This window comes from Pseudomonas sp. RGM 3321 (genome assembly GCF_022836805.1).
In the GTDB taxonomy this organism is placed as follows: Bacteria; Pseudomonadota; Gammaproteobacteria; order Pseudomonadales; family Pseudomonadaceae; genus Aquipseudomonas.
The window spans coordinates 21,973-38,630 of sequence record NZ_JALHBH010000113.1; the positions used below are offsets into that span (position 1 = coordinate 21,973).

The 16,658-nt window shown below is 58.2% G+C and carries 11 protein-coding genes; 5 read left to right on the forward strand and 6 right to left on the reverse strand.

Annotated features, from left to right (window positions below):
* Positions 1-95 precede the first annotated feature (95 nt).
* A complete protein-coding gene (gene hrpA, locus RGM3321_RS16575; protein ID WP_244393977.1) occupies positions 96-4,007 on the reverse strand; it encodes an ATP-dependent RNA helicase HrpA in 3,912 nt (1,303 codons plus the stop codon).
* Positions 4,008-4,181: 174 nt separating this feature from the next.
* On the opposite strand from hrpA, the gene RGM3321_RS16580 reads away from it, so the two are divergent.
* Both RGM3321_RS16580 and RGM3321_RS16585 read left to right on the forward strand, forming a co-directional pair.
* Positions 4,182-4,427 carry a type II toxin-antitoxin system Phd/YefM family antitoxin gene (locus tag RGM3321_RS16580; RefSeq protein ID WP_058400097.1) on the forward strand — a complete coding sequence of 82 codons (246 nt, stop codon included), beginning with the start codon at positions 4,182-4,184 and terminating at the stop codon, positions 4,425-4,427.
* The gene (locus RGM3321_RS16585) at positions 4,417-4,707 is read left to right on the forward strand and encodes a type II toxin-antitoxin system RelE/ParE family toxin (protein WP_244393978.1); all 291 of its coding nucleotides are present in this window, start codon (positions 4,417-4,419) and stop codon (positions 4,705-4,707) included. The genes RGM3321_RS16580 and RGM3321_RS16585 overlap by 11 nt, the downstream gene beginning before the upstream one ends.
* 96 nt (positions 4,708-4,803) lie before the next feature.
* On the opposite strand, the gene fadD1 is transcribed toward RGM3321_RS16585, so the two are convergent.
* Both fadD1 and fadD2 read right to left on the reverse strand, forming a co-directional pair.
* Entirely contained in the window at positions 4,804-6,495 is a 1,692-nt protein-coding gene (gene fadD1 / locus RGM3321_RS16590) for a long-chain-fatty-acid--CoA ligase FadD1 (RefSeq protein ID WP_244393979.1), read from the reverse strand.
* 353 nt (positions 6,496-6,848) lie between these two features.
* Positions 6,849-8,537 (reverse strand): long-chain-fatty-acid--CoA ligase FadD2, encoded by a 1,689-nt coding sequence (gene fadD2, locus RGM3321_RS16595; RefSeq protein WP_244393980.1) that lies wholly within the window; start codon positions 8,535-8,537, stop codon positions 6,849-6,851.
* Positions 8,538-8,904: 367 nt separating this feature from the next.
* Between fadD2 and RGM3321_RS16600 the strand changes: the two genes are divergently transcribed.
* Positions 8,905-9,375 carry a MaoC family dehydratase gene (locus RGM3321_RS16600; protein WP_005743244.1) on the forward strand — a complete coding sequence of 157 codons (471 nt, stop codon included), beginning with the start codon at positions 8,905-8,907 and terminating at the stop codon, positions 9,373-9,375.
* A gap of 170 nt (positions 9,376-9,545) precedes the next feature.
* A complete protein-coding gene (locus tag RGM3321_RS16605; RefSeq protein WP_244393981.1) occupies positions 9,546-11,198 on the forward strand; it encodes a type III helper protein HopAK1 in 1,653 nt (550 codons plus the stop codon).
* A gap of 230 nt (positions 11,199-11,428) precedes the next feature.
* Here RGM3321_RS16605 and RGM3321_RS16610 read toward each other — a convergent pair whose 3' ends face one another.
* The gene (locus tag RGM3321_RS16610) at positions 11,429-11,584 is read right to left on the reverse strand and encodes a hypothetical protein (protein ID WP_005743242.1); all 156 of its coding nucleotides are present in this window, start codon (positions 11,582-11,584) and stop codon (positions 11,429-11,431) included.
* Positions 11,585-11,673: 89 nt separating this feature from the next.
* The gene (locus tag RGM3321_RS16615) at positions 11,674-12,012 is read right to left on the reverse strand and encodes an aspartate-semialdehyde dehydrogenase (protein ID WP_244393982.1); all 339 of its coding nucleotides are present in this window, start codon (positions 12,010-12,012) and stop codon (positions 11,674-11,676) included.
* A gap of 234 nt (positions 12,013-12,246) precedes the next feature.
* On the opposite strand from RGM3321_RS16615, the gene rapA reads away from it, so the two are divergent.
* On the forward strand, positions 12,247-15,093 hold the full coding sequence (rapA, locus tag RGM3321_RS16620) for an RNA polymerase-associated protein RapA (protein WP_244393983.1): 2,847 nt from the start codon (positions 12,247-12,249) through the stop codon (positions 15,091-15,093).
* A gap of 109 nt (positions 15,094-15,202) precedes the next feature.
* On the opposite strand, the gene RGM3321_RS16625 is transcribed toward rapA, so the two are convergent.
* Positions 15,203-16,582: an MFS transporter gene (locus RGM3321_RS16625; RefSeq protein ID WP_244393984.1), complete on the reverse strand. Its 1,380-nt coding sequence runs from the start codon at positions 16,580-16,582 to the stop codon at positions 15,203-15,205.
* Between the last annotated feature and the right edge of the window lie 76 nt (positions 16,583-16,658).

The following is a 16,658-nucleotide window of genomic DNA, read 5'->3' on the forward strand; positions in this document are numbered from 1 at the left end:
CGCGGAGTGTGCCACAGAGCCCGGTTTTGGCGCTATCGGGCCAATGAATATAGGCCCGATAGCGGCAATTGACTGTACTGAGGGCCGACGCTGGATCAGCCCTCCACCTGACTCCACTGCTTGCTCAACCGTTTGTCCGACACCGGCATTTTGGTGCCTAACTGCTGAGCGAACAGGGAGACGCGGTACTCCTCCATCCACCAACGGTACAGCGCCAGTTCCGGGTCACGTTTGCCTTCCTGGGCATGCTTGTCGGCACGCGCCTGGTATTGCGTCCACAGGCCTGCCAGCTCGATGCTCCATACCCGGTCCTTCTGCACCTGACCTGGCAGTTTTTCCAGACGCATCTCGATAGCCTTCAGGTAACGCGGCAGTTCCTTGAGCCACACCGCCGGGGTTTCACGCACGAAACCGGGGTACACCAGTTTGCTCAGTTGTGCCTTGATATCGTTGAGGGCAACCGCCTGAGACAGATCAATCTTGCCTTTGAAGCGCTTTTGCAGACCGTGCCACAGCTTGAGAATTTCCAGCGTCAGCTTCGCCAACCGTTCGGCGTGTTCGGTCCAGTCAGCGCGCTTGCGCTCAGCCAGCGACAACAGGCCGGCACCGTCGCGCGGCAGCTCGGCCTCGCCTTCCAGTACGCAACTGTTGAGGCTAGCCAGCAGGATGTCCTCGATCAGCGCATCGATGCGGCCCAGTTCACGGTGCAACAAGGCCAGCTCGGTCTGCCCCGGCAATTTGTTGCGCAGAAACTTCGCCGGTTCAGCCAGCTGTTGCAGCAGCAATCGCTGCAAAGCACGGCGATGCTGATATTCAGCTTCGGCCTGCGTGGAGAACCGGCCTTCCTTGACCGCTCCGCCCTCTTCGACCAACGCGGGATAAACCGTCATCGACAGCCCGGCGATGTTCTGTTGAGTCTTTTGCGCCACCGCAGCAAAGGCCTTGGCCTGCACCGGCTGCTGGCTTTTTGCGGTTTGCGGCACGGCCAGTGCGGCCTGGCTCGCCTCGGCAAAGCGCGCTGTCAGCTCGGCCAGATCACGCCCCTCACCGAGAAACTTGCCGCTGCCATCGACGATTTCCAGGTTCATCTTCAGATGACCTTCAAGCTGCTGCGCAGCTTCGGCCCAGCCCTCGTCGCTGACCCGCACGCCGGTCATGCGCAGAAGTTCACGCCCCAGCGCCTGGGGCAATGAGCCCTTGCCGAAGGTAATACGTTGCAACGCGGCCTTGATGAAATCCGGGACCGGCACGAAGTTCTTGCGCACCGCCTTGGGCAGGTTGCGCACCAGCGCAATGCTCTTGGTCTCGAGCAAGCCAGGCACCAGCCACTCCAGGCGCTCGGCAGGCAGCGACAGCAACAGGGGCGCAGGGACCCGCAAGGTCACGCCGTCACGTGGGTGGTTGGGCTCGAAGTGGTAACTCAGCGACAGACTGAGGTCGCCCAGGTGCAAGGTATCCGGATACTGCGCGGCAGTAACTTCACTGGCCTCGCGGGCCAGCACGTCCTCTTCACGCATGATCAGCAGTTGCGGGTTCTTCTGGCTTTCGGTCTTGTACCAACTGTCGAACGTGGCCGTCTGATGAATCTCGGCCGGAATGCGTGCTTCATAGAAACTGTACAAGGTGTCTTCGTCAGCAAGAATATCGCGGCGTCGAGCCTTGGCTTCCAGTTCGTCGAGCTGTTCCAGCAAGCGGGTATTGGCGCTCAGGCACTTGGCCCGCGACAGGATATCGCCACGCACCAGGCCTTCACGAATGAACAGCTCGCGCGACACCACCGGGTCGATAGGCCCGTAATGCACCGGACGGCGACCGACCACGATCAGGCCGAACAGGGTGATCTGCTCGAACGCTACGACCTGCCCGCGCTTCTTCTCCCAGTGCGGCTCGAAATGATTTTTCTTGATCAGGTGGCCAGCCAGCGGCTCGATCCAGTCCGAATCGATCTTGGCCACCATGCGCGCGTAGAGCTTGGTGGTTTCCACCAGTTCGGCGGTCATCAACCACTGCGGGCGCTTCTTGCCCAGCCCGGAAGACGGGTGAATCCAGAAGCGCCGCTGCCGTGCGCCAAGGTAATCGCCCTCGTCGGTCTTTTGCCCGATCTGGCTCAGCAGGCCGGAGAGAATGGCCTTGTGAAATTTCGGGTAATCGGCGGGTTCCTTATTGACCGTCAGTTGCAGGTCGCGACAGATCAGGCTCAACTGCCGATGAGAATCACGCCACTCGCGCAGGCGCAGGTAATTCAGGAAATTGCGCCGGCACCAGTTACGCAGCGGGCTGGCCGTCAGGGTCTGGCGCTGCTCTTCAAAACCGCGCCACAGATTTACCAGCCCGGCGAAGTCCGAGTCGGCGTCTTTCCATTGCGCATGGGCCTGATCAGCCGCCTGCTGACGCTCGGGTGGGCGCTCACGCACATCCTGCACGGACATGGCGCTGGCCACGATCAACACTTCCTGCAGGCTGCCCTGCTTCGCAGCTTCCAGAAGCATGCGGCCCATGCGCGGGTCTACCGGCAGGCGCGCCAGTTGACGGCCCAGCGGGGTCAGCTGATTTTCGCGATTGACTGCCGACAGCTCCTGCAACAGGTTGAAGCCGTCGCTGATCGCCTTGCCATCCGGCGGCTCGATGAACGGGAAATCGGTGATCTCACCCAGACGCAGGTGCAGCATCTGCAGGATGACCGCTGCCAGGTTGGTGCGCAGGATCTCGGGGTCGGTGAATTCCGGCCGACCGTTGAAATCTTCTTCGCTGTACAGACGCACGCACAAACCGGGCTCGACACGCCCGCAACGGCCTTTACGCTGGTTGGCGCTGGCCTGCGACACCGCCTCGATCGGCAGGCGCTGGACCTTCGCGCGATAGCTGTAGCGACTGATGCGCGCCGTACCGGTGTCGATCACATAGCGGATGCCCGGCACGGTTAGCGAGGTTTCAGCGACGTTGGTAGCCAGCACCACACGCCGACCGGGATGCGACTGAAAGATACGCTGCTGCTCAGCAGGCGAAAGGCGCGCGTAAAGCGGCAGAATTTCGGTGTGCCTGAGCTGCGCCTTGCGCAGTACCTCGGCGGCATCGCGAATCTCGCGTTCGCCGGGCAGAAACACCAGCACGTCGCCCGGGCTCTTGCGCTCGCTACGTTCAAAGGCCGCCAGTTCATCCAGCGTGGCCAGGATGGCCTGATCGACTGTCAGGTCTTCTTCGACACTGTTGCCCTCCTCGTCCTGCTCGCTGGTCAGCGGGCGATACCAGAGGTCTACAGGGAACGTGCGCCCGGACACTTCGATCACCGGCGCATCGTTGAAGTGCTCGGAAAAGCGCTGCAGGTCGATGGTCGCGGAGGTGATGATGACCTTCAGGTCCGGGCGACGTGGCAGCAGGGTTTTCAGGTAGCCGAGCAAGAAGTCGATGTTCAGGCTGCGCTCATGGGCTTCGTCGACGATGATCGTGTCGTAGCGTTCAAGAAAGCGGTCATGCTGGGTTTCGGCCAGCAGAATACCGTCGGTCATCAGCTTGATCAGTGTGTTGCTGTCGCTCTGATCTTCAAAGCGCACCTGATAACCGACCAGCGCGCCCAATGGTGTGCCCAGCTCATCGGCCACCCGGCTGGCCACGCTGCGTGCGGCAATCCGGCGCGGCTGGGTATGGCCAATCAGACCGTGCTGACCACGACCGATTTCCAGGCAGATTTTCGGCAATTGGGTGGTCTTGCCGGAGCCGGTCTCACCGGCAATGATCAGCACCTGGTGCTTGAGCAAGGCCTCCTTGATCTCGTCGCGCTTGGCGGCGATGGGCAGGTTGTCGTCATAACGGATCATCGGCACGCTCTCACGCCGCGCCGTCACCTGCGCACAGGAGGCCTGAACCCGCGCTACCCACTGCGCCAGCTTCGCCTCGTCAGGCTTTTTGCGCAGGTCATGCAACTGACGGCGCAGGCGATGACGTTCGCTGATCATCGCCTGGTCGAGGTTTTTCAGAAGTTGGTCGATAGAGGGCGATTCGTCGGTCATCAGGCGTGCAGGGTCTTTTTTCAAATGGCAGGTGCGGATTGTCGCAGATTGTGGCGGGTCGTGACGAATGGCCTGAGTGTCAGGCTATCCACTGAGGTCATGACGCATCAATTCTGCTCTTGCGCTGACAACCACAAAAAGACCAAAATAACATCCTAAATGGAGTACTAAATTATGCAAAGCATACTTGCGGACGTAGCGGTCAGCGTTTCTGAACTCAAGAAAAATCCTTCGGCCGTCCTGAGTGGCGCTCATGGTTTGCCCGTTGCGGTGCTCAATCACAATAAAGTCATGGGGTACATGGTGCCTGCCGAGGTATTTGAAGCAATGATGGAGAGGCTTGATGACCTTGATCTGGCCGACCTGATCAAGTCTCGCCAACATGAAAAGCCGGTATCGGTAGATATCGATGACCTTTAAGCTCGAATTCCTGCCTTCAGCATTGAAAGAGTGGAAAAGACTGGGTCATACCGTTCGTGCTCAGCTCAAGAAAAAGCTGCTGGAACGACTCGGACTACCCAGAATTGCAGGAGATGCGCTCCATGGCATGCCAGACCACTACAAAATCAAGCTGCGCAGCGCGGGATACAGACTCGTCTATCGAGTTGAAGAGGATCGGGTAGTGGTGACCGTAGTCGCAGTAGGTAAGCGCGAGCGCGGGGATATCTACGACGCGGCCAAGGACAGGCTGTCTCCTTGAGTCGCTCCTTGCATTACAAGCTGCATGCCAATGCGGGGCATTGGCATGAGAGTCAGCAAGACTTACGGTAACGATAGGCGCGCGCTAAATAAAACCCTACTTCTTCACACCCAGCTTCTTCAATTCCTCATCACGCAGCTCGCGACGCAGGATCTTGCCGACGTTGGTGGTTGGCAGGACCTCTCGGAACTCCACGCTGCGCGGCACTTTGTAGCCGGTCAGGTTGGCACGCATGTGCTCCATGACCTGTTCCTTGGTGAGGGTAACGCCCGGCTTGGCCACGACGAAAACCTTGATGGTTTCGCCTGACTTCTCGTCCGGCACGCCGATCGCCGCGCATTGCAACACGCCCGGGAGCGTGGCCAGCACGTCTTCCAGTTCGTTGGGGTATACGTTGAAACCGGAGATCAGAATCATGTCTTTCTTGCGATCGACAATCCGGATGTAGCCATCGGGCTGGATGATCGCGATGTCACCGGTCTTGAGCCAGCCATCACTGTCGAGCATTTCATCGGTAGCTTCCTGGCGCTGCCAGTAGCCTTTCATGACCTGAGGGCCCTTGATGCACAACTCGCCGGTCTCACCGAACGCCAGCTCGTTGCCAGCATCGTCGATAACCTTGCACAGCGTCGACGGCACAGGAATACCGATGGTGCCCATCTGCACGTCTTTAGCGGGGTTGACCGTAGCCACCGGGCTGGTCTCGGTCATGCCATAGCCTTCGCAGACCTGGCAGTCAGTAACCTGCTTCCAGCGTTCGGCAGCGGACTGCTGCAAGGCCATGCCGCCGGACAGGGTAACTTTCAACGCCGAAAAGTCGAGATTGCGGAAACCCTCGTTATTGCACAAGGCCACAAACAGCGTGTTAAGGCCGACAAAGCCGCTGAACTTCCACTTCGAAAGCTCCTTGACCATCGCCGGCAGATCGCGCGGGTTGCTGATGAGGATGTTGTGATTGCCAAGCAGCATCATCGCCATGCAATGAAAGGTGAAGGCGTAGATGTGATATAGCGGCAGCGGCGTGATGATGATTTCACACCCTTCGCCAAGGTTTGAAGCCATCAGCGCCCGGCACTGCAGCATGTTGGCGATCAGGTTGCGATGAGTCAGCATTGCGCCCTTGGCCACACCGGTGGTGCCACCGGTGTATTGCAGCACAGCAACATCGACGCTGCCGGGCGACACGTCGGTCACTGGCTGGCCACGCCCCTTGCCGAGCACATCATTGAATTTGACGGCTTTGGGCAAGTGATAGGCCGGGACCATTTTCTTCACGTACTTGATAACGCTGTTGATCAGCAACCGCTTGAGCGGCGACAGCATGTCGGCCACTTCAGTAACGATGACATGCTTGATCTGCGTTTTGGGCACGACCTTTTCGGCCAGGTGCGCCATGTTTGCCAGACACACCAGCGCCTTGGCGCCAGAGTCGTTGAACTGGTGTTCCATTTCCCGCGCGGTGTACAGCGGGTTGGTGTTGACCACGATCAGCCCGGCGCGAATGGCACCAAAGACGGCAATCGGGTACTGCAACAGGTTGGGTAACTGCACGGCGATGCGATCACCCGGCTGCAGGTCGGTATGTTGCTGGATCCAGGCAGCGAACGCGCCGGACAGCTCATACAGTTCGCCGTAGGTGATGGTCTTGCCCAGATTGCTGAACGCCGGTTTGTCGGCGAAGCGTTGGCAGGACAGCTTCAGGACAGCCTGGACATTGGGATACTCGTCAGGGTTGATATCGGCGGGGATACCAGACGGGTATTTGTCCTTCCAGAAGTTTTCAATCATTCAGTCGGCTCCGTAGCGATAGCGAATCTTCACATCGCCTGAAGCGATGATTTTCTTGTGCTTGGAATTATGCAGTAGACGCTTTTTTCGCTTTATGACTGATCAAAAAGCGCGCCGAGAGTAGCAGCTTTGCCAAACGTCGACTAGAGGCATAAGAAGGCCGCACAGTCACCAAACAGACCATAAACCATAAATCAGTCATTTTTAAAACTTTAAAAGAATATTGATTATTACCTTGAAAGCACCGGAACAGAGCGGTCGCCCCCCATAATTAACGGTTTTTCAAAAACAAGACCCCGCATGCAGCAGTCTGCAAACGGGGTCATGTACACAAATAAAGATGATTAGGTGACTCAGGCGATGTCACGAAGCTCCCGGCGCAGAATCTTGCCTACCGGCGTCATCGGCAACGATTCCCTCAGGACAATATGCCTGGGTACCTTGTAAGCCGTGAAATTCTCCTTGCAGAAGGCCTTCAGCTCTTCAACGCTCAACCCCGGCTCGCGCGCCACCACAAACAGTTTTACGGCCTCCCCCGAACGCTCGTCCGGCACACCGATACAGGCGCAGTTGGCGACCTTCGGGTGGGCCATGACCACGTCTTCGATTTCGTTGGGGTAAACGTTGAAGCCGGACACGATGATCAAGTCTTTCTTGCGGTCGACAATACTGACGAATCCGTCGGCGCCAATCACCGCAATGTCACCAGTCTTGAACCAGCCTTGCGCATCCAGAGACTCGGCGGTGGCAGCCGGCTGGTTCCAGTAGCCCTTCATGACCTGAGGCCCTTGGATACACAGCTCGCCTCGCTCGCCAAAAGGCAACTCGGCACCGTCGTCGTCAATAACCTTCATCGCGGTGCCGGGCACCGGAATACCGACCGTACCCAGACGAGCCAGAGCACCGTAAGGATTGGCACTGGCGACAGGCGAAGTCTCGGTCAGGCCATAACCTTCGACGATTGTGCAACCAGTGATCTGCGCCCAGCGTTCGGCCGTGGCCTTGACCAGCGCAGTACCACCGGAATTGGTGCTTTTCAGCGCCGAGAAATCCAGACGCCTGAACTGCGGATGGTTCATGAGCGCCACGAACAGCGTGTTGAGGCCGATCATGGCGGTGAACTTCCACTTGCCCAGCTCCTTGATGAAGCCGCCGATATCGCGAGGGTTGGTAATCAGGATGTTGTGATTGCCGCTGATCATCATGCACATGCAGTTCGCCGTGAATGCATAGATGTGATAGAGCGGCAACGGCGCGATCATTACCTCTGTGCCCTCTTCAAACAGCGAGCCGCCTTCAGGAAGCTGCTGGCGCATGCAGGCATAGACTTGTTGCATGTTGGCGACCAGATTGCCGTGAGTGAGCATCGCGCCCTTGGCCAGCCCCGTGGTGCCGCCGGTGTATTGCAGCACAGCAACATCGTCCAGACCTCGCGGTACGACCTGCATCCGGCTATCACGCCCCAGGCGAAGCGCACGCTTGAAGCCGACGGCCTGGGGCAAATGGAATGACGGGACCAGCTTTTTGACCTTGTCGACAATGGTATTGACCAGCCATCCCTTGGCAGGTGACTGCATATCGCCCATTTTCACTTCGATCAGGTGTTCAATTGCCGTGTCGGGGAGCACTTCCTGCACCAGCTTGCCGAACAGGTTGAGGTAGACCAGCGCCTTGGCACCAGAGTCCTTGAATTGATGGCGCATCTCGCGTGCGGTGTACAACGGATTGGTGTTGACCACGATCAGACCGGCGCGCATCGCACCAAATACGGCAATCGGGTATTGCAGGATATTTGGCATCTGTACGGCAATACGGTCACCCGGCACCAGTTGTGTGTGCTGCTGCAGATAACCTGCGAAGGCGGCAGAGTGACGCTCAAGTTCGGCGTAGGTCAGGGTCACGCCCATATTGCTGAATGCGGGTCGGTCGGCAAACTTTCTGCAGCAACGCTCAAATACCTCAATGACCGACTGATAGGTCTGTAAGTCCACCTCGGAGTCGACACCTGCCGGACGCTTGTCATCCCAGAAATCACTTTGCATTATTTTTATCCTCTTCCCTGCATAGGCCTGCCCGACGTTAGCAGTTAAAACGTCTCAGGCAAATAATCGGCCGAGCGTCATCAGTAGCATGAATCTTGCCTCCGTTCAGACTGAAATCTGCCGACGACGATACACTGCCAATTGCAGGCGGCCCGCTAATCAACAGGCTCTCGATACCGCAACAGCCGTATTCTCATGACATTCGCTTATTATTTGCCCTGAATGTGATCCGGGTAGCCCCGGCAAGCGTCTGAATGATCTTGTCCGCGCATTGGCGGCGGCAGGTCATCAAGTGTTACAAATCAAGGCTAAGTCGGATTGCACAAGCCGGCCCGCTTCAATCCATTTTTATTGTCAGGACAGCCACATGACTCAAGTCACCAACACGCCTTACGAAGCCCTTGAAGTCGGTCAGACCGCCAGCTATAGCAAGACTGTGGAAGAGCGTGACATTCAACTGTTCGCCGCCATGTCCGGCGACCACAACCCGGTTCACCTGGACGCCGAATACGCCGCCAAGACCATGTTCAAGGAGCGCATCGCTCATGGCATGTTCAGTGGCGCGTTGATCAGTGCGGCCGTTGCGTGCGAGCTGCCTGGGCCGGGCACCATTTACATCGGTCAGCAGATGACCTTCCAGAAACCGGTAAAACTGGGCGACACCCTGACTGTGCGCCTGGAAATCCTGGAAAAACTGCCGAAGTTCCGAGTGCGCATCGCAACCCGCGTTTTCAATCAGAACGATGAGCTGGTTGTGGACGGCGAAGCCGAGATCCTCGCCCCACGCAAGCAGCAGACCGTCGACCTGACCGTATTGCCCGAGATCACCTTCGGCTGATACCGCGCATGGGCGTGCGCCACACAATGCGCACGCCAGACTCGCCAGTGGCTTGAACAAAAAATTCATGATGCATCCGGAACTGCTTTCCTGCGCTTTCCACTCAGGAAACCAGCGGCACTCTCTATCCGGATCACGAATTGTTCATCCCACAGGCGGGGAAATCAGCCATGAATATGATCAACAGAAACTATTACCCCGTCTCCGGGATTCCTGCGCAGGATGCCACTGCACAGACTGATCAAGCGCAGTCGCAAGGCCAGGGCATCAAGCCGGGCCACAACAGCAACCTGATCGACTTCGGCCTGACACAACAGGCCAACGGCCCGCACTCCTCGTTGAACACAGTAAGCTCCAGAGTCCAGCCGACTGATACAAGCGCGTCTTCAAACATGCCGGGCGGTAACAGTGAGCAGATACTGAACAAACTTGTGGAAGCCATTCGTAACTTTCTCAAGGAACTGTTCTCTCTCTTGCGCGGCAATCAGCAACAGGACGCGACGCCGCCTGCACAGACTCAACGCGAACAGACGCCGACGCTCGCTCAATCGCCCTCTTCCTCATCATCGCCTTCGACGCCTCAGGGCAACGCAGAAAAACCCTTTGTAGTGCAGAACGATCACCCCTCAGAAAAACCTGTATCACTGCAAAAAAATACAGAGTCGACGCCCACTGCACCTTCACAGATAGCACCGTCACAAACACCACCGTCACAAACAGCCCCTCGCACCGCCGAGCGGAGCAGTGCCCCTCCAGACAAGACAACGGCCAGGCCCGATACGGTAAAACCAGCAGTGGTCCATGACCCTGCGTTGCCGAAAACCTCGACCACCAATACCGCCACACCGGATAGCACAGTTAAAGCAGAAAAAACCGCCACACCGGCCGCACACGGCCTGGGCGCGGACATGTCCGGCATTGTGGGTTTCGCCAAAGACGCTGGCACGACCGGCGGTAACGGCGGCCAAGTGGTTACTGTGAATACCGTTGCGGAACTCAAGAAAAATATGGAAGACGACACCGCCCGTACGGTGCGTCTGGGAGCCAACCTGTCTGCCGACAGCAAAGTGACCATCAATTTCGGAGCCAACAAAACCCTGCTGGGCACCGACAAGGGCAACACCCTGCACAACATCTATCTGGCCAGTGGCAAAACCGCGAGCAACGATATTTTCCAGAACCTCAACTTCAACCACGACAGCCGTTACCGTGAAAACGGTGACATGCAGATGTTCATCAGCAGCGGCAAGAATTACTGGATCGATCAGAACACCTACACGGGCACCAAGGATCAGAACCCCAAAGGGCTGGATAAGCTGCTCTACGTGGGCGGGACGGCGGATAAAGTCAGCCTGACCAATTCAAAGTTTCAGAACAACGAATATGGGGTGATTCTGGGCCAGCCCGATGATTCTCCAGCCGCCAAAGCCGCCTACAAGGGCTATCCGCAGATGACCATTGCCAACAACGTCTTCAGCAACCTGGATGTTCGAGCCCCCGGCCTGATGCGTCACGGGCAATTTGACGTGTTCAACAACTCCATCGACAAATTCCACCTCGGTTTCACTGCGACGGGGGATGCAACGATTCTGTCGCAGTCCAACTATTTCGCAAAAGGCATAGATGTCGCCAACAAGGCAAGTAACTCCGGCGTGCTGGATGACTACGGCGACGCCCACTTCAAAGACATCGGCAGTAACGTCAGTTTCACTCAAAAATCACCGCTGACCGCCTGGTCGCCGAGCTATAACCGGGACGTGAAAACAGCCGAAGAAGCCAGAGCCTACAACCTGACTCATGCCGGCGCAAAAACAGTGGCCTAAAGGCCTGGGCTGAAATACAGACGAAAAAAAGGGCGACCTGGGTCGCCCGAAATGCCTTGCGTGCTCACTGACAGAATGACTGGCCCTGGCCAGTCGTTCTTTTTTGTGCCGCCGATACTGCGCTGGCGACGACTGGCTGGTCGTCGTGTTGCGCCGTATTCGATGGCATCAGGTTAAACGTGGTTGCACGAAGGCACCTTGATCCAGATCAATGATGCAGAAAGGGAGTATCAGCGTTTTTTAGGCTTTTTCTTTGGCTTTTTACTGCTTAAAGGCATTGCCTGTTCGAAGGCATTGCGCACTTCGTTGAGGCGTTTGTCGTTCAAATCGTGAACGCGCCTGGCGCGCTCTGCGCCCAGGTCGATCAATTTTTCATCGTCGCTCATGGCTTGCCGCTCTCGAACACTGGAAATCAATGCCAATAATGCTTAATCGCAGCGGCCATGACCAGCGAAGAACCGGGCTTTCCCGCTTATCAGATCTGAATATCCACCCAGAGGCCCTGGCGCGGCTCGTCGTCGATGAGCGGTACCACAGGGACGGTGTTGTCAGCGTTCAGAGAATCCCCCGGAACGACCAGCCCCTGATATTCCTCAGCCTCTTCAGAGGTTCGACCCTGCTGCTGTTGCTGACGCTGATGCTCTTCACGCAATAACAAGGCGCTGCGTTCGGTATCTTCGTTGCGCAGGTCGATGGCGGTCTCGTTGGAGCTTTGCTGCACCGGTGCGACAGGCGGGATATCCGGTATGCGTCTGGCCGGGTCCATCTGTGATGTCACAGGCACCACACTTAGCGGAAGCATAGGTTGCAGCATGGTTTTATCTCCTCTTACCGGGGTGTCGGCCGTGCACGAGGCAACTTGAACCGGGCTAAAATAGTCAGCAAATGTTTATAAGATCTTTTTCGACCGCTGACAGTGAAATTAGTGTCATGGAACTAAAAATTCGATGGGTTATCAGCGCTGAAGATGAGTTTTTTCACGCTGCCTTTGGCCTTCGGTGCGCGTTCCGTTAACATACTCAGCTTTTTCAAGCGGGAGACAGGCAGCATGGCGCAGCAGTATCAACCGGGGCAACGCTGGATTAGTGACAGCGAAGCCGAGCTGGGTTTAGGCACCGTTCTGGCACAGGACGGCCGCTTGTTGACCGTGCTCTATCCGGCCACTGGCGAAACACGTCAGTACGCACTGCGTAATGCGCCGCTGACCCGCGTGCGCTTCTCCCCAGGCGATGTGATCACACACTTCGAAAACTGGAAGATGACCGTACGCGAAGTCGACGATGTCGATGGCCTGCTGGTCTACCACGGCCTGAACGCGCAGAACGAAGTGGTGACGCTGCCGGAAACCCAGCTGTCGAACTTCATCCAGTTCCGCCTGGCAACCGACCGTCTGTTCGCCGGCCAGATCGACCAGTTGTCCTGGTTCTCGTTGCGCTACAACACGCTGGAGCACACCAGCCGCCAATTGCAGTCCTCGCTTTGGGGCCTGGGTGGCGTGCGAGCGCAACCCATTGCGCACCAGTTGCATATCGCTCGTGAAGTCGCAGACCGCATCGCGCCACGCGTTCTGCTGGCTGACGAAGTGGGTCTGGGTAAAACCATCGAAGCCGGTCTGGTGATTCACCGCCAATTGCTGTCGGGGCGCGCCAGTCGCGTGCTGATCCTGGTCCCGGAAAACCTCCAGCACCAGTGGCTGGTGGAAATGCGTCGTCGCTTCAACCTGCAGGTCGCACTGTTCGACGCCGAGCGCTTCATGGAAAGCGATGCCGGCAACCCGTTCGAAGACACCCAGCTTGCGCTGGTTGCGCTGGAATGGCTGGTTGAAGACGAAAAAGCTCAGGATGCCCTGTTTGCGGCAGGCTGGGACCTGATGGTAGTCGACGAAGCCCACCATCTGGTCTGGCACGAAGACAAGGCCAGCCGCGAATACTCGCTGGTCGAACAACTGGCCGAAGTCATTGCCGGCGTACTGCTGCTGACCGCGACCCCGGAACAGCTGGGTCAGGACAGCCACTTCGCCCGCCTGCGCCTGCTGGACCCGAACCGCTTCCACGACCTCAAGGCCTTCCGCGCCGAAAGCGAGAACTACCGTCCGGTGGCTCAGGCCGTTCAGGAGCTGCTCGACAAGGGCAAGCTGTCCGCTGCGGCACAGGAAACCATTCATGGCTTCCTGGGTGCCGAAGGCGATTCCCTGCTGGCGGCCGTGAACTCCGGCGACGACGAAGCCAAGGCGCGCCTGATTCGCGAACTGCTGGACCGTCACGGCACCGGCCGCGTGCTGTTCCGCAACACCCGTGCCGCCGTGCAGGGCTTCCCGGAGCGCAAGCTGCATCAATACCCGCTGCCCTGCCCTGTGGAATACCTTGAGTTGCCGGTTGGCGAACACGCCGATCTTTACCCGGAAGTCAGCTTCCAGTCGCAGTCGGAAGTCAGCGAAGAAGAGCGCTGGTGGCGCTTCGACCCACGCGTCGACTGGCTGATCGACACACTAAAAATGCTCAAGCGCGTCAAGGTGCTGGTCATCTGTGCCCACGCCGAAACCGCCATGGACCTGGAAGACGCGCTGCGCGTGCGTTCCGGCATTCCAGCCACGGTCTTCCACGAGGGTATGAACATCCTTGAGCGCGACCGCGCGGCAGCCTATTTTGCAGACGAAGAGTTCGGCGCTCAGGTCCTGATCTGCTCGGAAATCGGCAGTGAAGGCCGCAACTTCCAGTTCTCTCACCATCTGGTGCTGTTCGATCTGCCGTCGCACCCGGACCTGCTGGAGCAGCGTATCGGACGTCTGGACCGGATCGGCCAGAAGCACACCATCGAGCTGCACGTACCTTTCCTGGAAACCAGCCCGCAGGCACGCCTGTTCCAGTGGTATCACGAGGCGCTCAATGCGTTCCTCAATACCTGCCCGACCGGCAACGCCCTGCAGCATCAGTTCGGCCCGCGCCTGCTGCCGCTGCTGGAAAGCGGTGACGACGACGAGTGGCAAAGTCTGATCGACGAAGCCCGCGCCGAGCGCGAGCGCCTGGAAAGCGAACTGCACACTGGTCGCGACCGCTTGCTGGAGCTCAATTCCGGCGGGGCCGGCGAAGGCGAAGCACTGGTTGAAGCCATTCTGGAACAGGACGACCAGTTCAGCCTGCCGATCTACATGGAAACCCTGTTCGACGCCTTTGGCATCGACAGCGAGGACCATTCGGAAAACGCCCTGATCCTCAAGCCAAGCGAGAAAATGCTCGACGCCAGCTTCCCGCTCGGCGACGACGAAGGCGTTACCATCACCTACGACCGCAATCAGGCACTGTCTCGCGAAGACATGCAGTTCATCACCTGGGAGCACCCGATGGTTCAGGGCGGCATGGACCTCGTGCTGTCCGGCTCGATGGGCAACACCGCCGTGGCGCTGATCAAGAACAAGGCGCTCAAGCCGGGCACTGTCCTGCTGGAACTGATCTACGTCAGCGAAGTGGTTGCTCCTCGCTCCTTGCAGCTGGGGCGCTACCTGCCTCCTGCCGCGCTGCGTTGCCTGCTCGACGCCAATGGCAACGATCTGTCTAGCCGTGTGTCGTTCAACACCCTCAACGATCAGCTCGAAAGCGTGCCTCGTGCCAGCGCCAACAAGTTCATCCAGGCTCAACGTGACCAATTGACGCCGAGAATCAATGCGGGCGAAGAGAAAATCACCCCCAGACACGCAGAACGCGTAGCCGAAGCACAGCGCCGTCTGGCAGCCGACACTGAAGAGGAACTGGCTCGCCTGACGGCATTGCAAGCGGTCAACCCGACCGTGCGCGACAGTGAACTGGTCGCCCTGCGCACCCAGCGCGAACAAGGCCTGGCCATGCTTGAAAAAGCAGCTCTGCGCCTGGAAGCGATCCGGGTACTGGTTGCGGGCTGAAGCCTTGATACACTCGCGTTATCCATAAGTCTTTAGATGACCATCGTGCCGTCGCTCTGCGTCGGTACGCCGTTCTGGACGCTCCGCGTCCGGTCTTGCATCAGCGCAATCACTGCCTGGCCACGACAATCCCCTGCGCCAGCTCTTCCACCGGCTCGTCAGCCGCCATTCTCGCCTTCATCCGCTCGGCATCCCGGCTGAAACAGCGCGAAGCCTGATACAGGAACAGCAAGGTCAGAAACAGCGCTGCCGGGATCAGGTACATGGCATCGTGCAAACCGATGGCCTTGAAGCTTTCGCTCATCACCTCGACACCCGCAACGCCCATCGCTGCATGGGCAAAGTGATCAGACAGCAAACCGACCACCACCGGCCCCAGCCCTCCACCCAGCAAATAAAGCCCGGCAAAGAACAGCGCCATGGCCGTCGCCCGCAGGCGCGGTTCGATCACGTCCTGAATAGCGGTATAGACGCATGTGTAGAAGTTGTAGGCGAACAGCCAGCCCAGACTGAATACCCCCACGAATACACCGATCCCGATCTGCCCTGCATGCAGCGCATAACCTGTGGCCAGTGCGGCGATCAACATGCTGATGGTCGCAAACAACAGCCGTCCATTGGAAAAGCGCTGATGCAGTTTGTCGGCTATCCAGCCCCCAAGCGTCAGACCGATCAGCCCGGTGACGCCGACAATCACCCCGGTCGCCAGCGCAGCTTCCTGCAACGGCAGCAGAAAGTAGCGCTGCAGCATCGGCACCATGAATGAATTGCAGGCGTAGGTCGCAAAGTTGAAGGTCAGACCGCCCAGCACCAGCCAGCGAAAGGTCGGAATCGAAAGCACACGGCGGATCGGCTTTTCAATCTTCGCCTCTGACATACGCACGCTTTCAGCAGCGCCGCGCTTGGGCTCCTTGATGAAAAAGATGAACACGGCCAGCAACAGACCGGGTACCGCAGCGATAAAGAAAGGTGCCCGCCAGCTGTCAAACGCCTTGACCATAGCGCCGATGGTAAAGAACGCCAGTAGCAGACCCAACGGCAGACCCAGCATGAAAAGCCCCATGGCCCGCGAACGTCGATGGGCTGGAAACAGATCACCGATCAGCGAGTTGGCAGCAGGCGCGTAGCTGGCCTCACCTATGCCGACGCCCATGCGCACCAGCAGGAACGTCCAGAAACTGCCCACCATGCCATTGACCGCCGTCAACCCGCTCCAGACCGCCAACCCGCAGCCCATGAGTTTCTTGCGCGCCCCGTTATCAGCCATGCGCCCCAATGGCAGACCGGCGACAGCGTAGACCAGCGTGAATGCAGTCCCCAGCAGTCCCAGTTGAAAGTCGCTCAAATGCCATTCCAGACGAATGGGCTCGACGATGATCGCCGGGATGGTGCGATCAAAGAAGTTGAACAGATTGGCCAGAAAAAGCAGGAACAGCACGCGCCAGGCATTGCCAGCCTGAGTAGCGTTTTCTGCCTGGAGCGTGCTCATGAAGGCATCCATCCCTTGACTCTCGATAACTTCAATCTAGAAGCAGAAGCGCTATCTGTCTGTAAACATTCGTAAC

Coding starts and splice junctions, on each gene's coding strand:
- RGM3321_RS16585 (WP_244393978.1), top strand. CDS start 4,417: ATGACCTTTAAGCTCGAATTCCTGCCTTCAGCATTGAAAGAGTGGAAA.
- fadD1 (WP_244393979.1), bottom strand. CDS start 6,495: ATGATTGAAAACTTCTGGAAGGACAAATACCCGTCTGGTATCCCCGCC.
- RGM3321_RS16610 (WP_005743242.1), bottom strand. CDS start 11,584: ATGAGCGACGATGAAAAATTGATCGACCTGGGCGCAGAGCGCGCCAGG.
- hrpA (WP_244393977.1), bottom strand. CDS start 4,007: ATGACCGACGAATCGCCCTCTATCGACCAACTTCTGAAAAACCTCGAC.
- RGM3321_RS16605 (WP_244393981.1), top strand. CDS start 9,546: ATGAATATGATCAACAGAAACTATTACCCCGTCTCCGGGATTCCTGCG.
- fadD2 (WP_244393980.1), bottom strand. CDS start 8,537: ATGCAAAGTGATTTCTGGGATGACAAGCGTCCGGCAGGTGTCGACTCC.
- RGM3321_RS16580 (WP_058400097.1), top strand. CDS start 4,182: ATGCAAAGCATACTTGCGGACGTAGCGGTCAGCGTTTCTGAACTCAAG.
- RGM3321_RS16600 (WP_005743244.1), top strand. CDS start 8,905: ATGACTCAAGTCACCAACACGCCTTACGAAGCCCTTGAAGTCGGTCAG.
- RGM3321_RS16625 (WP_244393984.1), bottom strand. CDS start 16,582: ATGAGCACGCTCCAGGCAGAAAACGCTACTCAGGCTGGCAATGCCTGG.
- rapA (WP_244393983.1), top strand. CDS start 12,247: ATGGCGCAGCAGTATCAACCGGGGCAACGCTGGATTAGTGACAGCGAA.
- RGM3321_RS16615 (WP_244393982.1), bottom strand. CDS start 12,012: ATGCTGCAACCTATGCTTCCGCTAAGTGTGGTGCCTGTGACATCACAG.